Raw genomic sequence first — 17,163 nt, 5'->3', positions numbered from 1 at the left:
TGGTGCCGCAATTCAGCGCATTTTTTTAGCTAATAGCTACCTATAATCGACAATGCATAAAGAATATTAATCACCCCAGAAACCAACCCAATGATGGCAATTGTTTTGTTAGTTCCTTCCAAATGACGATTGAGTGCCAAAATTGAGAATACGACCGCTAAAATGCCAACAACCCCCCAGAAGTTCAACAGCCAAGAAATGCCGCCGAAAATGACTCCGAGGAGGGCAAAATGATCTAACGGCGCCTTTGTGGTCTGTGGATTGCCATCATTTGTTTGGCTGCGGCTACTGGATTGCTGTGGCGATGACTTTGAGCCTGAATCAGTGTGATCGGTAGATGAATCGCGTTTTTGGGCAAACCGAGTAGTGTTTAACGGAGCCCCGCAATTAGGGCAGAACTTTGTCTCAACTGATACTTTTTGACCACAGTGAGGACAAAATATTGTCCCGGTTAACTCTTCTGTATTTTTCATGGCTGACGCCTCCTAACGTGTGATGACTGAAATATTCCGGGTTACCTATGAAAGATTGGCCGTTCAATCAAAATCGGTGGTCATTTTTAATACACCCACTTATCAACCTGCGAACCCCAATCCCCTGTCACATATTTCATCTTGGTAAAGTAACACCAAGTCCGAAATGGCGGCGTTTTATCGATGCCGCCTTGATGATCGGTATGATCAAAATATTCCAATCCCCAATACCGTTTATGATTAGAGAGGACGAAATGTCGCGGCCTGACTGTCTCAACTTTCAACAGATTAGCCTCTCCTTGCGGCCCAAAGGTGTAAGCCCCTTTCACATTTGCTGGCCGAATGAAATAATTGTCATTCACAAAGTCTTGGCGATACCAGTACCGGCTACCAACCTTGCGACTATACTCATAAACCGAGTGCAACGTGAAATGCAGCTTGTAGTAGTACTCACCACCAAACGGACCAGTATGCCTAGAATACCAATTGTTGAGCCCGCAATACTTTCGGATTGGTGTAAATTTTGGCAGCCGCAGGAATGCTTTTAACAGCAGGCCCAATTAAACCGATTCCTGTGGAAATACATAATAGCGTACAAACTTTGTTAAAATTCATCAGTATCCCCCATTTTCACTGAAAATTTTCTTATATGTATGCCGCTAATCTCCTCTGAGACTTCAGCAGCATTAACCTATCTCGCCAGAATTGTCATCCGGGCATAGTGCTTTTCAAACGATTGGCGCTCTTTAAAATGCAGTCGATGTTTGTTCACATAATGCACAATATAATAATCTGGTTGACCAGTCTGTGAAAAGATGAATTTTAACTGGTACCAGTTAGGCTTAATAACTCTATATTTGCCCCGATCGCTGCCATGCCAAACTCGCAAAGAAGATTTCCATTGAATAGTGTACTTGGTAATTTTCATTGGCAAGTTAGGGTATTGGTTGGTCGTGATGTAGTGACCTCTGATTTTTGCCGGGGTGCCAGTACGCCAAGAACTTGCCATTACCGGGTCTTGAAAAGTGGTCGCAAAACCCGTTAGTAGGCCGAGTGTGACTAATATTGTAAATAATGCTTTTTTGACTTTCACCATCACTCTCTCCTCAGTTAGAACTTTTTCTTACTTAATCTCAGATTTAGAATGAAAGAATAGCCACCGCCCAAACTTTCTATCCCACGCCTGGATACAGTCGTTCCCATTTACTACCATTCGAATGACCAGAATAAAGCGCATGTTTTTTATTAGACCAATGAAGGGCGAATGATATTGAGTTGACACCTTTACGCCCTGCAACCCAAACCACATCACGATTACTGAATCGCTTTCTTTTAATTGGACCATAGTACCAGTCGTAACGAGTCTTTTTACCACCATGGTTTTGCCAACCACTGTTACGCATTTCAAAATACTTTCCATGGAGCCAAAGCGTTACGCCATGCTTTTTTTGTGTGTGCCAGTACCCCAGTGCATAAGAAGGAAACGTCGAGTGAATACCATATCGATAAACGTAGGCAGTAGTAGATTCAGTCGGCGTCGACCAAGGCTGCAAACGATATCCTTGATACTTGAAATAACTATAGATCCATCCCTTTTGGCCAATTGCCTTAGCTCGAAAATAGTACAAACCATTTTGCTTCTTATACTGAGCATGATAGCCGCCATCGCCTGTAATTCGATGTTTCTTAGTTGTCCAAGAAACCCTACCTGAGTGATATGCAGTGTTCATATCATATCGAAACGTGGACCTGGTAAACGAATAAGTCCCATAGTGCCAATATTCTTTCGGGTCATTTTGGCCAAAGGGAAAATGAACCCGCTTTTCGTGCCAATTTCCCCTGAAACATTTAGGGGTGCCGTTGTGCCATGTTGCGGCCCTTGCATTATTAGGGATGCTATTCGTAAAAAGGATCACCGCGCTAAGTGTAAAAGCTTCTAAAACTCTTTTCACCTTTTTTACCATAATTACTCCTGTAATTTAGTGATATCTTTAGCTAATGTATCGGCAAAATTAGAAGCCGCAAAATGCAGATCAACGTTATCCTGCTCACTCGGATTATTATTCAACCCATACAACCAATCATCACTTCCAACATGCATATCTTGGGTATCATCAGGGTTGTTGCTTGCAGCAACGGCCTTATTCATTGTATCTTGATAATTATCGTATAGGGAATCCAATTTTTCTCTATCAAATGAACTGAAACGATCCTTAAACAAATCATAGAATTTTCCGATTGTCGCTTCATCCGTTAAACTCAGATCATCCGGATCTACATAATCGTTACCAATTTCTCTAATAATCGAACTAATATCGCGGTATGCATTTTGTACACTTACGTCATTCATTTTCGATAAATATTCCCCTCTAGAAGTCGAATCCATCGTATTAATAATGCCAATCATGGCACTAATGTCTGATTTTTCTTGATCATAAGTTTTAGCCTTAGTCAAATTCCCATGCCATGTCCAACCAGATACAGTCTTGGATTTGTTAAAGACGTAGTAATAAACAGATTTAACTCCATAGGATTTCTTAACGGTCGTCGCCTTATTGGTGTAAAAGGTTGTATGGATATAATTTTTGCCGTTGTGAAGACGAACTTTTAGCTTCGGTGAACTGTAAAGATACCCTTGGGTAATATTGTAAGGTTGCGTATTATCCATCTTTTTTGACGAGACGATTTTGACTTTGCTGGCCGCTTGAGCATTTGAGCCATTAGGAGACACAAACATCCCTACCGCCATTGATGCAGCTAATAGTCCTATGTATGTCATTTTTGAATTTGTTGATTTTGTCATTGTTACCCCTCCGAAAAGTTTTTTCACAACTAACTTCTTCTAGTACAACGATCTAATACTTTCAATGATTTAGGATTAAAGCTCATCTCCCTTAAAGGCTAGCTTCACTATTTTAGTGCTCAAACTTATACTAACCTTAAGATCCCAATCTCCTGTCACATATTTTGGTGAGTTAATCCATAATTTACTTGTCTAAAAGCAAATTAGTGCTTTTTTTCACAAGTACACTGTCCTTATGAAAAGCATTAAATGTAAGCCAAATTGTTCGAATTAAAATGCATATCATTTGCAATCGCCTGCCGAACCGCTTTAACAAATTCTTGTCCCAAGGAGATATCAACGAGTTGAGTGTCAGAATCATTAGACTCTGCAGGGCCGAAATACATATCGCGAATATTTTCATTAATATTTCCGTTCCAACGAACATGAATACAGTTCACGGCATTTCCTAAGTCATCATGACCTTTAATGAAACTAATTCGGTTCAGAGACATTGCAATCATATTACGATTATATTTACCTCGTGCAGGAGAGTAATAGAAGATATGATGGTTTGTGACATAAAGAGTTCCGTTTCCAAATATTGACCAGTCCTTATGAATCTCATCGTCTGAAACATTAAAAGTCACGGCTGTATTTCCCGACTGTTGGGTCATATATACGGGATCTTCTTGCCACTCGCGAATTGAATAATATAAAACGTTTGTTTGACAATATAAAACAACTTCATCAGGTTGCAAATATGCAGTTTCTTCACCATCCATATTAACGTGACTGTTCAATGAAAACAGAGGATCATTCATATTGATAATCTCATTATCATACACATATCGATCAATGACATCTTCATATTTTGAATAATTTTGAGCTCCATAGTAATACCTATTACGATTGTTTTCAGTATCGCTATTATTCAGCCAAACTTCACGTTTATATTCAAGAAATACGGTTATGGCAACTATACTAAACATCATAAAATTTCCACTGGTCAAGTCATAGAACAAGTCTCCGGGGAAAAAGCCAAGAATTGTAACAAGTATTATAACTACAAAGTAACTAACGATAAGCTCAACAAAAATCATGCCAAGCGTTGAAAAATTGATCCGGGGCCCTGATACCACACGATATGGGACTTTCCCCTTGCTTTCACCTTGAAAGATAGATTGATCTTTTTTCGAAACGTTAGGTTTCTCATCCATTGATTGCTTTACATCATCTGCATTTTTCATCTTCACATCCTTTTCAACATGCCGTTCACCTTTAGATTGAAAATTATCGCTAAATTTAAACCCACATCGCGGACAAAAATTGGCACTGCTATCAACTTGTGCGTTGCATCGAGGACACTCTCGAATTCTCTTGTCCAACCTAACCCCTCCTTCACAATTCAACATTTCATTCACACTATCCGTAAGTTTTTTCTTGGTCAATGAGTGGAACGTTAAGCTACCAAGTCAGCAAAAGCTCTGATGGGCCTATTAATTATTTATTTTAATCTGACAATTGAGATTTTAAAATTAGTTACCTACCCAAAAAATATTCCCAGTGCTTAATTCGAGTGTAATCATAGCTGTGTCTCATCTTTTGATGCAAATAAACCTGGAAATTGCCACCATTGTAATAGGTTTTCAATACATGGGTTTTCTTACCAAAAATGTATAGATGTGCTGACCAAACTTGTGGAATTGATAAGTAATCGTACTTGGATTTACTATTCAACCAATAAACATTATGAGAACCCTTGCGACCTTTTTTTACAATTTTTATTGCTAATTGATGCCATCCGTTCATATGTGGCGCGTAGACTCGATAACTATCAATTTTTCTAGCTAAACTTTCATGATAGGTTGAAACTGAATGCGCACAAATATTCATAACTAAATATCCATAGCTCCCCTGATATTGATACCAACGCCCTCTAATATTCTTGGCAGTTGTATAAGTACTAGCTTGTACTTGAGTGCTATCACCTAATATCATCAAGCCAACTCCAAATGTCATCATTACCCCTGTAACTAGTGTTGCTTTCAAATTAAGTATCTTCATTGCATTAGACCCTCGTTATTTATTTTTTGATCGCAATAGAATAAAGTCCGCCAAATTGCGGTCCGCTGTAACTAATTAGCACCTTATGCCTATGTCCCAAAACATTTCTAGTTGTTATTCGATAATAATTTGGATGCATTGTCGCACCAGCTGCCCCATGTAGTTGCCACCAAATTGAATAACGACCATGGCCAGCGCTATAAATTGGATTCGAAATCCGAACCCGCTTAGTTGTCGGTGCCCAAGTTGCCAAATTGTACAACTTTCTTTTTAACTGGTGATGCTTATTGTGATAATAGTAGTAAGATGTCGTTGCCGTGTAATGAATTGTGTCATAATATTGGCGGCCATTTGCTGAATATTCCTTCCACGCGCCCCGCATATTTTTGGGAACCGTTGCTAATTCAGTTGCCGCAGTTGCAGGCGTGCTGGCAAATCCCCATCCCAACCCTAAGGTTAATGCTACCGTTGCTAATACTAGTTTTAAGCTTTTCATCTTGTAACCCCCTTCAAATTGCTTTTGACTACCTCAAATCCAAAGTTTCTAAGACTTTCAAGTTCTATCGATATGCTGCAAACCACTTGCCATATTGCTTTATGTGACCTTTTTTAGGCTGAAAATCACTAACATCGATGGACTCCTGTTGCGTAAAGCCCACGTATCTACTGAAACTTAACTGATCCTCAACTAGGCTTGGATGAAACGTCGTTAAGCACTGATATTTAGTTTTGCCTCCAACCGGAACGAGGTAAACTAAATATGTCGTATTAGGGGAATTCCTGGCATAAACGACATAAACTGGTAGATATTGGCCTCTAAATTTGTAATTAAAAACGTATCGCTTAGTTTGGGGATTCTGAATAATTTCTACGCCATCTTCTTCATCCGAATCGTCTTCGCCCCCAGTTTCCCTTTCATAAGTTTGAGTAATTTCCGCGGTTGTACCAACTGGCGTTTCATCTGACGCATAAGGTGTACTCAGCCCTTGCGGTAAATCAGGTTCAAAAATTGCGGTGCTATCTGCCCGACTGATACCTCCTAGAACCAATTCGTCCCGTGATAAGTTTTCAAAATCTTAAAGGATTTGTGTGATTTGAACTTGGCACTAAATTGGTAATAAGGCTGTCCATAATGACCATATCTGCCACCCATCACGTGCCAATCAAAGCCACTCGTACCGCCATATAAAATCCTAACGACCTGACCTTTGTGTAAGGTTGAATATGGGTACTCACGATTCTGATAAGAATACTTGCCAAAGACTACCATGTTAACTTCTGTTGGCTTAACTATTCGAACTTTGTATTCGTGACCAACATAATGTTCTTCCCAATATGCATAGGCCGGCTTGGGCGCTAATCCAATCATTGCCAATCCTGACACTGCTGCCAGTGTTGCTATTCCTGTTTTAAGTCCTCTCATGTGATTTATCCTCCAACAAGTTAACAATTTAGTAAATTCGAACCATATGTTCTAGCTTAGTGAAATATCCTTTCCCAGAGCTATCAATGTTTCCGGTATTTGCATAAAGGTGGTTCTTAGAAGTCCTAACAATCTTAAGTGCATAGCCATACTTTCCTCGAACTACATAGGTATGCCCAGAATGCTTATAATGGCAACTTTTCAATTTCAAATTATACTGATAACCGTAAAATTTTACCTGAGTCCGATAAGTTTTAAAGCCCTCATACCGATGCAGACCATTTTTACCCCACTGATTACCAATTTTTACATATTTAGGACCCAACTTAGTCCTATAAAATGTATTTCGTAAAAATCCAGGAGTTCCTTTATGCCAACTTGATGCATTAGCAGCTGCGCTAGAAGCTCCCAATCCAAGTCCGGCGGTCAATAAAGCTGTTGCAATAATTGTCTTAGTTTTCATGTGATTACCCCTTTCAATTAAACATTTAAAACATCGGACATCATAGCTAATTAAAGTCGCCATTTACGACAGCTCGCTGTCCCCTATCGAAAGCAGCTTGAGCTCCACTGTAATTAGATTTGAGGTCATCAATACTGTACCCCTTATCTTCGGTACAATATTTCAACATGGCACTATCAGATTTCGAGTCTAGGGTGTGCTGATATATGTTGCCGTTGTCATCCTTATGCACTCCAATTGCCTCTAACCAATACGAGCTATTGGAAAAATCATCAGTCTTAATTATGTACACGTAATGATTTTTGAACCTGAACACATAATTGCCATGACGTTTGTTTTTCATGACGAATACTCGCTCAACATTAGTGTCCGTGTAGTCACCGTTATTATCTTCACGAACGGAAGCAAGTTCCATATCAGCTGGAATACTATCGTCATTTACCAGCGCATAACCCATCACTGAATCAGCATCCTGATACCCCCGTGGTTGCCATGGCCGCTCCTTGATAATAAAGAAAGCCCCAATCAAGGCAACAACAATAATGGTTTTCCACCCCGTACTTAAATTCTTAAACATTGCTTCTCCCTCATTTCTTGAACTGATGACCACATTGGGGACACCAATTAGCATCTGCGCTCACTTTAGCATTACATGATGGACAGACCTTCATGTGTTTCCCATCAACAATAAGTTGCTCAGATTGGGGCTTGTGAGTTGAAGAAGATGGCATAACTTGATTAGAAGATTGTTCACTCTTCTTAGCTTTGTCAGGAAACAGCACATCTAAGATTAAAAAAGCGACCATTCCAACAACGGTTTTCATAACAAAACCATAATCCGGCATCATCATATAAATAAGCCAAACTATTCCGAACTTCACCCATCCATTCATTACATTGCCCTCCCCAAAAATGGTCAGTTCCTCACGCCGAACGCCAGCCATCAATTTTCTGGATTGTTTTATAATTCAAATAGTTTTCCACTGTCGCCGTATCAATTGGCTTGACAAGTAACCCACCAACATTCTGCTTGTCATATCCCGGCATTTTTTTGAAAGTAATACATATAAAATACTTGGAGTAGCTTTGATTATCCAATTCATTTTCCCAATACATCTTGTACAGATAAAACCAGTAAGTATTCCCATCGTCCATTTTCAATCTAAAGGTTGTTGAATCGTTATCGGTATTTCCAAGTAGATAAACCTTAACCTTGGACGTACCAGTCCCGCCAAGTGCATTTACCACAGACTGGGATTCTTTTACAGTTGAAACCGCATCATCGATACCTTTATAGGACTGTGGCGGCGTCTCATTGGTATCATTGTTAGCGCGATCACCGCCATTATCACAACCGGCCAAACTAATTATTGTAATGATTAGTGCTAAAATACTAACCCAACTTTTTCTTTTTTCCATCGTAAACTCCTCGTATGAATGTTATGTATCATAGTTAGCTAAGCCTTTTAAGGGGGCGCGTAATTATCCGATTGATATGATAATACCAACCACGCCACCGACTTAATTTAGTGCCAATAGCTTCAGTTAATCATTTCAATTTCCGTCTCAACTAATAAGCATAATGACTGTGATGCTTAGATATATGGTCGCCGTAGCACTCGCTATACGCTACATAAGCATCTTGCGAGCACTAACTATCAACCACTCCGGCAACACCCCATCACAAAAACAGCTGCCCAAATCGCCCCTGCTCATGACTTCTATCTCAATGGTTTTTGAGGATTCTAACCCTCATGTTAGCCTTAACTTATACTCTAGTACAATGTGTAAACTTTTACAAGAAGCACTTCTGCAAAGCCCAAAATTCCTCTAAAGTCGCTTGTAGACAACGATAGAGGAGATTATACGATGAATAAATTTAGTATCGGCGACATTGTTAAGCAACGACGCAAGCAACTAGGAATGACCCAGGATCAATTAGCAGAATTAAGTGAACTATCAATCAACTTTCTCTCAAAATTTGAAAATAGAGGTAAGCAAAATATTAGTGTCACCACTTTGCTTAAACTCGCTGATGCCTTAAGGTTGGAGCCGATCGACTTACTGAAAGGCGTTCCAACGGTAATTGGGACTAAGCAGTCCTCTCAAGAGCAACTGCTTTTGAAAAAATTACATGCGATAGAGGACACAAAGCGAGATCGATTGATTGATGCTTTTATGAAGCTAATTGACATTATGGATGAAGATTAGGCAAAACTACCCCTTGCTTTTACAGTTGAACTGAGCTTATTAAAGAACCCTCGGCATTGAATCAACACCGAGGGTTCTTTAATTCACTATTGAATTAGTAGTTACCTTGAATAACTAGTTTTTTATTAGCTGTCATATAATAACCGTTGCTCAATTGATAACGAGTGGTTAGATTATGCTTAACAATCTTCTTAACCGTAAGTCGGGTCCCTTTCTTGTAAGTCTTGGCTTTGCCGGTTAAATTCGTATTTTTGTATGCGTGAACCCCTTTGGTAGAGATCACAGTAACTTTTTTGTTTTTAGGCATGGTCTGGTAATAAACGCTAACAACATACTTACTGTTGGCGGTAATGTAGCCAACCTTATTAGCCGTCTTTTTGCCGTGGTTAACATCGCGAACTTTGTATCTTAATGCCCCGTTGCTGGCTCGCTTAGTTCCAAGAACCACGAACATTGGCCGGTTAACGCGCTTAGCTTTGGGATAAGTAGCTAAGCGTTGTGTCTTCTTGAAGTTAGCAGTCTTGTACAGGTAAACCGGCTTAACAGCGTATACGACAGAACCTTTGGTAACTGTTCCGGTTGATGCCGCAGCTTTATTCGTTTGACTTGGCGTCGTTACGGAATTATTGGAACTGTTGGTTGTCGGTGTTGTGCTGGTAGTAGCATTATTAGTACTTGAGCTAGTACTTGAACTATTAGTGCTTGTACTATTAGTGCCAGTGCCATTAATTACAGTCCCGCCATTATTTGGTGTTGGCGCTGGCGTTGGCTTTTGACCAACCGTTACCTTAGCCTGTTCGGAAAGACCATCATAGGCGTATGTAACCGTGTAGGCCGCACCTGCATCCTTGGTATCAACTTTATCAGCGTGCTTATAATTTGCATCAGTCAATGATACATCAACATTAGCGGCAGCTGGATCGATTGTCTTACCATCTACGTCCAACAGCGCCGTAATGCCATTATACATTTGCTTATACCAATCACTGCCATAGTCAACAGTGAAGTCCTTAACAGTGAGTCGTGACCCAACCGTTACTTTAACCTGTTTGGAAATCCCCTGATAGGCGTATGTAACTGTGTAGACTGCACCTGCATCCTTGGTGTCAACTTTGTCAGCCGGCTTGTACTTTGCATCAACCAATGATACATCAACGTTAGCAGCTGCTGGATCGACCGCTTTACCATTTGCATCTAATAGTTTGGTAATGCCATTATACATTTGCTTATACCAATCACTGCCATAAGCAACAGTGAAATCTTTAGCTTCCATGGTTGCTTGCTGTTGAGCAAGTGTTCCCGTAGATGACATTACAGGATTAACCGAACTTGCAGCAGAAGCATTTGTGACGCCCCCAACAGCTAGACCAAGTGCGAGGGCTCCGGCAAACGTAAGCGCCCCTCGAACGACGTGCCGATGCACATCATGAACCTTTTCTATCATAAAATAATACCTCCTCAAATATGTTTAACATGCTCAAAAGCACTCCATTATTATAGCACCATAATAAAACTAAATATATATTACTAGAGTAAATATTTGTGATTTTGTTTATAACTTTGCCCATTTAACTTGAGCGTTATTAATCAACAGATATTTGTATCAATGCTTAGATCTTTAACAAAACCAGATACCTACAGTATCTTTTCACCACGCCGCCCTAACCAACCCTATCAGTATTACCGCGATTCCGGTAAGCAAAACGGTGCTAATTAAAACTGCATATCCACTGCTTTGTCTGTGTCTGGTGCGCACTTTGGGTAAGCCAAAAACGCCCTTTCGACTGTCATTTTGGTTGGTAGCCAAAACGATTATATCGAAAGGACGTGGTTCACACTAAAGCATTTTTACCTTCAAGCCACCCGCCAACTTGGTCATTCATTGGGTTAACCTCACCAATTAAATTCTTCCGCATAAAGATGGCCTGCTGGAACCCCGTACTTTTTGAAGACGCGTTTCCAATGACGCATCATGCCACTGGGGCCGCCAATGAGAAATAGTGAGTTGGTTTGAAAATCCTTAGGCAGCCGCCGCAACACTTCAGAATCTACAAAGCGGCCAACTTGCTGATAAGCTTGAAATTTACCCCGACGCTGCCAATCCATGATCTTTTCTGGGTACAATAGATCTTCAGCGCGATGAGCCGTGTAAAACAAAGAAATCACACGATTGGCGTTAGCTTCCATCATTGAAAGCAACGGCACGATTCCAACTCCGCCAGCAATAATCACGATATTTGTGAACTCAGACCGTTCATTTAAAAACTGCTGGTAGCGGCCATAGCCCCCAACCACCCGAACCGGCGTCCCCTCGGGGATATTAGCCAACGCCTTGGTAAAATCACCATCACCCCTTATTGCTAATTGAATGACATTATTATTCGTGGGTGAATTCACGAGGGAAAAGGGATGTAATTCTTTTAGGCCTTGAATCGTTGGAAACGAAATAAAAACGAAGTCCCCCGGCAATAATTCTAAGTTGGTTGTTAATTTAAGCCTTAGTTCATGCACATTTTCCGCAATTTCCGTATTTTTAATGAGGGTTGCTCGAGGGTACGTCATTGAATCTCGATACTTGGCCCAAACATAAGTGACAAGCGTCAGGACGCTGTATAGGTAAAACCAAATCATAAACGGTTTAATTGCCGTAACGTAGTTGATCAAAATAACATGGATAAATACCAGAACCGTTGCGACTAAATTAAGCCGATGGATCCAAACCGAAACTTCATGTCGAAATATTGGTTCAAACCAAGCTTTAATGCGTTTGATAACCGATATTCGACTTGTTAACCATCCCGCCATAAAAAGCAGCGAATAACCAAGTAGGCCTAACAATAACCAGTAGGCCCAATCACCCGTTGTTTTGATCCAGCCGACTGACTGGGTTTGGCTTTGATGCAGGTAAGCTAAGAAAATCGCTGCAATGCTGATAACGCCGTGAATGAGATACATATCCGGCAGCCCAATCAATCGATCCAGCCATTTAGGCCGCGTACTGAGATAGATGGCGGCTAACATCCAAGCGTATGCGATGGCACCAAAGTAAATCGCCTGAAACTCATCAGAATAAGCTAGTGGCAACCCAGCCGCAAGCGTTTGGATAAGCGGAAGCGGCACCACGAATAAGATGATTGTCCACGTAAGTCCAAGCGCATAATTATAATGCTTCATCATGGCTGGCTCACCCCTTTTGAGAAATGAACAACCCCAAGTTGCTCATCAACGAGAACGCCATTCAACTGATGACGGGCCGCAAGATTCAACAAAGTCTTCGTTCCAGCAGCCATCCCAGCCGTCGCCCAAATATCTGCGAAAAGTAAACTTTCATCCACAATCGTCACCTGTTGAAGTGAACTGGCCTGCCGGCGAATGTGTTCTCCGCGCCGGCTGAGCCCAGAAGTCGCAATGCCGTTATTTGCCAGGTCATATTTGCCAAGAATCTCGCTATCATTCAAGGGATTGGCAATGCCGACTCCCCAGCGAAAGTCTGTGGTGGCCTTAATAGCGGTCATGATATCGCCACCGCCATTCAATGAGACACCAACAATCTCCGGTGTGCGAAGCAGCGGCCGCAATCGCTGATCAAAAATTCGATTAATTGCCCAACCTTTAACCAGCCCGGTTGGGTTATAGTCGCCATCAAAATTAGGGTCGAAATACCCGGCCGTTTCAACTTGAGCTGCTTGAGCCAAAGTAAAAACTTCCGCAAACCTCGCGGATGATTCAAGCAGGCTTAAATCGCCGGCTCGAAATTGAGAAAGCAGTGATGTGGCCTTAAAGGGGGAAAACTCATCATCAATTCTGGTTAAGTCACGGTCGATGTCTTTTCGCACCCTTTGAAATAAGTCAGCAAAGAAAGCCGGCTCTTGCGTTAAGGCAATTCTAATCGTGAATGGAATCGTCATTTTGTCAATGACAGTTGTCCTCAAGAGATAGTTAATTGTTCTCATGCTTTTCACCTACTGCTCTCTTTCTGTTGACTATCTTTTTGTGCTTGATTTAAGGCGTCTTGAAGTGAACCTTTAAAGCCGTTGTATGTTTCGGTAGCACCAGAAACATGTTGAATGTTAGCACTCTGCGCTTTAATTGATTCAGCTTTATAAACTGGTAGTGCCTGGCTATTAATTTGCCTGGAGCGATTTTCTGAATCAGGGTATTTGAGAACATTGACTTTTGTGAGCTTGCCATTTTGGATAACTGCCCGCACTTGGACAATCCCCCATTGTGTTTGAACACTTTTGCCGGTATACGTACCGTTTCGATACTGACCGCCTGATTGCTTTGAAGAAGTCGTTGCAGTTGTTGAAGTCGTAGCAGATGGTTCACTCGCCTCAGAGCTATTTCGATGACCGTTAAAAAATACAATGTAGCTGTCAATCACTACTGCCAAAGCAACGGCAATTGACAACAAATAGCCAATTAATTTTCGCATGAAGTCAGCTCGCCAGCCTTTCATAGTCATTTGATTTTAATTTAGCCGAATTGTACTCTCATGCCGACAAGACTGCCATTAGATAGTACCGCTCTTTAGAAAAAATCAACCATTACGGCCGCATCATTTCGATTTAAGGTTTACGAATGAACTGTGGTTAAAAAAAGGCTCTTCGAACATTTTCTTCGAAGAACCGCTTTTCATTCGCGCCGACTTAATGACTAAGTTTGACTATCAGCTGGCTTCAAAAGAAGTTGCTGATACATGAACATTAGACCACTTCTTAATTTGTATAGAACAAACTCACTCATCGGCTGTCAATAAACGATGTAACAACTCAATGCCCTTTTCACACGTTTGCTGGACAATTTGCGGACTATCGCCACTGAATCGATACTGTTTGGCTTGTTCAAGATTGACAGTTGATAAGCCGATATAAACCGTCCCAACGGGGTTGCCTTCCAATTGATCTGGCCCCGCGACGCCCGTAAAGCTGATGCCAATATCCGTTTCAGCAATTGTTCTGGCCCGTTCAGCCATTTGCTTTGCTGCTAGGGAGCTAACCACGCCTGCCTTATCGATGACCGATTTAGGAACACCCAGCAGTTTATTTTTGGATGCCGTTGCATACGTGATAAAGCCCCCCACATAGACATTCCCGGCTTCGGGTTGCCGTGATAGATTACTTTGAAATTCACCGCCCGTGAGACTTTCGGCACAGGTAATCGTTAATTGCTTTTGATTCAACTGGGCAACTAATTCTTGGTAGTCCATTATGAGCACCTCGCTTTTAATTCTAGTGGATGAGTTAAGTTTGAAACGCTTAATTGATCGTTTCTCATTTAATCATTAATGAGGAAAGGTAGCAATTTATAAGCCTATCCTGCAGTCTGGTTAACCCAAGCAATTATCAATTAATAGCTGCCAAACACCGCTAAATCATCTTAATCAAGCCCACGCCAACTAGCATTAATACAATCCCCAATACTTGGGCCGGTACCATCTGCTGCTTGATTGACCGCCACCAGCCGAACTGCTGAATTAGGATTGAGCCAATTATTTGGCCAATCAACCCCATCATGATGGTTAGCCCCGTGCCAATTTGTGGAACTGCCACAACGGTTACGAAAAGAAATGAGCTACCTAATAGGCCGCCAAGCCAGTTCCATGGCTGCGTGGTTTTAAGCTCACGAATCGTTGGCAGCCGTCTATCAATTAAAAGGGCCACAATGATAATCAAAATCGTCCCAATGAAAAAAGATATAAACGCCGCTTGGCTGGTGGAGTTGAGCAGCGCCCCCAAATGGCCGTTAATTGCCTGTTGCATCGCGGCAAATACGCCAACGATGACACCCCAAATTTGCCAACCAGCCACAGCCGTTCGCTGGTTGTGAGTCACGGCCGAGTCAAACTGCCGTATATCTCGATTTCTGCTGTTTGGCAACACCACCGCGACCAAAACGCCCACTACCAACACCATAATCCCCGTTAGTCGCCATGGTGTCATCGCAACTTTAGCCGTTCCAAACCAACCAAGCCAATCAATAATCGACCCCATCACAATTTGGCCCAAAATAGGTAAAATTGTCGTTTGAATTGCGCCAATCTTAGGGAATAATAAAATATTAGAAGTCAAATAAATAACCCCTAAAACCCCACCGAGCCAAATCCACATTGGCTGGGTTTGGATAAATCCAATGCTTGGAGTAAGCCGCCCACTCATGGTTAACGCTAAAATTCCTAGAAAGAGGGTCCCAACAACAAACGAAATTGACCCGGCAATAAACGGCGAGTTCACGATCCGGCTTAAATCAGTATTAATTGGACTCTGGTTCGACAATAAAAAACCGGCAATTAATGCCATTAACATAAACATCAACATGACGACCACCCTCGAATAACCATCAATCAAGCCCCCGAAACAAGTGCAAACAAAAGCAGCCAACAATTCAGGCCGACTGAATGTTAGCTGTTTGAGAGAGCTTCTCAACGGATTATTAAATTTGACTACGATAATTGATTGTATTGTACACCTATTATTGAGCAAGAAGCCAGATAGCTATTAAGAACTTTTCCAATCTACCCAGCGTTATCGCTTTGCGGCGGCAATCAACCTTATTAAGCGTCCTTTGAGATATCACCTGCAACATCCAGCTTAAAGGCTGCTGGAATTTGGTAAGCATTAAGTCGCTGTTTCCCCCACTCGTACATCTGATCGATAATTGGCAGTAACGATTCCCCAATTTCAGTCATCTGATAAATCACCAATTTTTGATTGTTTCGTTCATAAGCCGTTCGTTTAATTAATTGATCGCTTACCAATTCACGCAATTGATTGGCCAATACCTTTTTGGTTACATGATCAATCAATCGATAAAGTTCGTTGAAGTGCATCTCGCTCACATGCCCTAATTCCCAGAGAATCACTAGCTTGTATTTGCCACTAAACATTGAAAGGGTAAATTCCTTTTCACAGTTAAAATCCCCGTTCGTTAATTTTTTTAACACCGTTTGTCTAATTGGATCTGTCAAATTAATTCTTCCCTTCTATTCCTGTCGGCCATGGGGTCTAACCAGGTTACTTTAAAGATACTTATTTACAACTTTTCATTCAGCCGCCATAATAATGACACTTCACAAAGTATAAAGGAGACCATTAACGATGAAATTACAACTTGCAATTGACCTCGAAGACATTGACGGTGCCATTCGATTAATCGACAAGACAAAAGACTACGTCGATATTTTTGAATACGGGACACCGCTTGTAATTAATTTTGGCTTGGAAGGCCTTGCTAAGGTGAGACAAGCTTTTCCTGATATTACTTTGCTTGCGGACCTTAAAATTATGGACGTGGCGTCATATGAGGTTAACCAAGCTTACCAATATGGTGCAGATATTACCACAATTTTAGCGGCGGCGGAAGACCAGTCAATTAAAGATGCCGTCAAAGCTGCTCGGGATGCTAACAAGCAGCTGTTAGTTGACATGATTGGCATTCACGACATTGCCGCCCGTGCCCAAGCAATTGATGCAATGGGGCCCGATTATATTGGTACCCATACGGGATATGATCTCCAGGCGCTTGGTGAAACACCATTTGAAACGTTTAACACCATCAAGCAAGCGGTTAAACATACCAAGACGGCTGTTGCTGGTGGTATTAAAGTCGATACAGCTGCTCAAATAATTGAGGCCGGCCCAGACCTCTTAATTGTTGGCGGCGGCATTTCAACCGTTGATAACCCAACGCAAGCGGCTCGAAAAATCAAAGAAATGATGCCTAAGTAATAGCAAGCTCACTAAAT

The 17,163-nt window shown here is 41.4% G+C and carries 23 protein-coding genes; 2 read left to right on the top strand and 21 right to left on the bottom strand.

The annotated features are described in order from the left end of the window. Window positions 1–29: 29 nt before the first annotated feature. The 14 genes from YK48G_RS09390 to YK48G_RS09325 form a co-directional block, all read right to left on the bottom strand. On the bottom strand, window positions 30–473 hold the full coding sequence (locus YK48G_RS09390) for a zinc ribbon domain-containing protein (protein WP_203630464.1): 444 nt from the start codon (window positions 471–473) through the stop codon (window positions 30–32). 86 nt (window positions 474–559) lie between these two features. Continuing rightward, window positions 560–1,033, bottom strand: coding sequence for a hypothetical protein (locus tag YK48G_RS09385; RefSeq protein WP_203630463.1), 474 nt, complete (start codon window positions 1,031–1,033; stop codon window positions 560–562). Between the two features lie 131 nt (window positions 1,034–1,164). Continuing rightward, window positions 1,165–1,569 carry a hypothetical protein gene (locus tag YK48G_RS09380; protein ID WP_203630462.1) on the bottom strand — a complete coding sequence of 135 codons (405 nt, stop codon included), beginning with the start codon at window positions 1,567–1,569 and terminating at the stop codon, window positions 1,165–1,167. Window positions 1,570–1,645: 76 nt separating this feature from the next. After that, entirely contained in the window at window positions 1,646–2,437 is a 792-nt protein-coding gene (locus YK48G_RS09375) for a hypothetical protein (RefSeq protein ID WP_203630461.1), read from the bottom strand. Between the two features lie 2 nt (window positions 2,438–2,439). Next, window positions 2,440–3,276 carry a hypothetical protein gene (locus YK48G_RS09370; RefSeq protein ID WP_203630460.1) on the bottom strand — a complete coding sequence of 279 codons (837 nt, stop codon included), beginning with the start codon at window positions 3,274–3,276 and terminating at the stop codon, window positions 2,440–2,442. A gap of 245 nt (window positions 3,277–3,521) precedes the next feature. Then, window positions 3,522–4,643: a zinc ribbon domain-containing protein gene (locus YK48G_RS09365; protein WP_203630459.1), complete on the bottom strand. Its 1,122-nt coding sequence runs from the start codon at window positions 4,641–4,643 to the stop codon at window positions 3,522–3,524. 154 nt (window positions 4,644–4,797) lie between these two features. Beyond that, window positions 4,798–5,322, bottom strand: coding sequence for a hypothetical protein (locus YK48G_RS09360; protein ID WP_203630458.1), 525 nt, complete (start codon window positions 5,320–5,322; stop codon window positions 4,798–4,800). Between the two features lie 19 nt (window positions 5,323–5,341). Continuing rightward, window positions 5,342–5,818: a hypothetical protein gene (locus YK48G_RS09355; RefSeq protein ID WP_203630457.1), complete on the bottom strand. Its 477-nt coding sequence runs from the start codon at window positions 5,816–5,818 to the stop codon at window positions 5,342–5,344. Between the two features lie 64 nt (window positions 5,819–5,882). After that, window positions 5,883–6,371, bottom strand: a complete 489-nt coding sequence (locus tag YK48G_RS09350; RefSeq protein WP_203630456.1) for a hypothetical protein — start codon at window positions 6,369–6,371, stop codon at window positions 5,883–5,885. Beyond that, window positions 6,362–6,745 carry a hypothetical protein gene (locus tag YK48G_RS09345; protein WP_203630455.1) on the bottom strand — a complete coding sequence of 128 codons (384 nt, stop codon included), beginning with the start codon at window positions 6,743–6,745 and terminating at the stop codon, window positions 6,362–6,364. Before YK48G_RS09345 ends, YK48G_RS09350 begins: the two co-directional genes overlap by 10 nt. Window positions 6,746–6,773: 28 nt before the next feature. Further along, entirely contained in the window at window positions 6,774–7,208 is a 435-nt protein-coding gene (locus YK48G_RS09340; RefSeq protein ID WP_203630454.1) for a hypothetical protein, read from the bottom strand. A 46-nt stretch (window positions 7,209–7,254) separates the two neighbouring features. Continuing rightward, window positions 7,255–7,785 (bottom strand): hypothetical protein, encoded by a 531-nt coding sequence (locus YK48G_RS09335; protein WP_203630453.1) that lies wholly within the window; start codon window positions 7,783–7,785, stop codon window positions 7,255–7,257. A 10-nt stretch (window positions 7,786–7,795) separates the two neighbouring features. Beyond that, a complete protein-coding gene (locus tag YK48G_RS09330) occupies window positions 7,796–8,101 on the bottom strand; it encodes a zinc ribbon domain-containing protein (RefSeq protein WP_203630452.1) in 306 nt (101 codons plus the stop codon). Window positions 8,102–8,132: 31 nt separating this feature from the next. After that, window positions 8,133–8,627: a hypothetical protein gene (locus tag YK48G_RS09325; RefSeq protein ID WP_203630451.1), complete on the bottom strand. Its 495-nt coding sequence runs from the start codon at window positions 8,625–8,627 to the stop codon at window positions 8,133–8,135. Window positions 8,628–9,077: 450 nt separating this feature from the next. Between YK48G_RS09325 and YK48G_RS09320 the strand changes: the two genes are divergently transcribed. Beyond that, a complete protein-coding gene (locus YK48G_RS09320; RefSeq protein ID WP_203630450.1) occupies window positions 9,078–9,419 on the top strand; it encodes a helix-turn-helix domain-containing protein in 342 nt (113 codons plus the stop codon). A 94-nt stretch (window positions 9,420–9,513) separates the two neighbouring features. Here the strand turns inward: YK48G_RS09320 and YK48G_RS13560 are convergent, their stop codons facing one another. The 7 genes from YK48G_RS13560 to YK48G_RS09285 form a co-directional block, all read right to left on the bottom strand. Further along, window positions 9,514–10,863 (bottom strand): DUF5776 domain-containing protein, encoded by a 1,350-nt coding sequence (locus YK48G_RS13560; protein WP_232365343.1) that lies wholly within the window; start codon window positions 10,861–10,863, stop codon window positions 9,514–9,516. 449 nt (window positions 10,864–11,312) lie between these two features. Then, window positions 11,313–12,596 (bottom strand): FAD-binding oxidoreductase, encoded by a 1,284-nt coding sequence (locus tag YK48G_RS09310; protein ID WP_203630449.1) that lies wholly within the window; start codon window positions 12,594–12,596, stop codon window positions 11,313–11,315. Continuing rightward, complete coding sequence (locus YK48G_RS09305; protein ID WP_203630448.1) at window positions 12,593–13,372, bottom strand: FAD:protein FMN transferase; 780 nt, start codon at window positions 13,370–13,372, stop codon at window positions 12,593–12,595. The genes YK48G_RS09310 and YK48G_RS09305 overlap by 4 nt, the downstream gene beginning before the upstream one ends. A gap of 5 nt (window positions 13,373–13,377) precedes the next feature. Beyond that, window positions 13,378–13,854 (bottom strand): FMN-binding protein, encoded by a 477-nt coding sequence (locus YK48G_RS09300; protein WP_203630447.1) that lies wholly within the window; start codon window positions 13,852–13,854, stop codon window positions 13,378–13,380. A gap of 303 nt (window positions 13,855–14,157) precedes the next feature. Beyond that, complete coding sequence (locus YK48G_RS09295) at window positions 14,158–14,628, bottom strand: CinA family protein (RefSeq protein WP_203630446.1); 471 nt, start codon at window positions 14,626–14,628, stop codon at window positions 14,158–14,160. A 160-nt stretch (window positions 14,629–14,788) separates the two neighbouring features. After that, window positions 14,789–15,736: a DMT family transporter gene (locus YK48G_RS09290; RefSeq protein WP_203630445.1), complete on the bottom strand. Its 948-nt coding sequence runs from the start codon at window positions 15,734–15,736 to the stop codon at window positions 14,789–14,791. A 236-nt stretch (window positions 15,737–15,972) separates the two neighbouring features. After that, window positions 15,973–16,386, bottom strand: coding sequence for a winged helix-turn-helix transcriptional regulator (locus YK48G_RS09285; protein WP_203630444.1), 414 nt, complete (start codon window positions 16,384–16,386; stop codon window positions 15,973–15,975). Between the two features lie 130 nt (window positions 16,387–16,516). Between YK48G_RS09285 and hxlA the strand changes: the two genes are divergently transcribed. Continuing rightward, complete coding sequence (gene hxlA / locus YK48G_RS09280) at window positions 16,517–17,146, top strand: 3-hexulose-6-phosphate synthase (protein WP_203630443.1); 630 nt, start codon at window positions 16,517–16,519, stop codon at window positions 17,144–17,146. Window positions 17,147–17,163: the final 17 nt, after the last annotated feature.

Origin of the sequence: Lentilactobacillus fungorum (assembly GCF_016860605.1) — a bacterium.
Classification (GTDB): Bacteria; Bacillota; Bacilli; order Lactobacillales; family Lactobacillaceae; genus Lentilactobacillus; species Lentilactobacillus fungorum.
The sequence above is the reverse complement of the archived record's forward strand: the minus strand, read 5'-3'. Positions and strand labels throughout refer to the sequence as shown.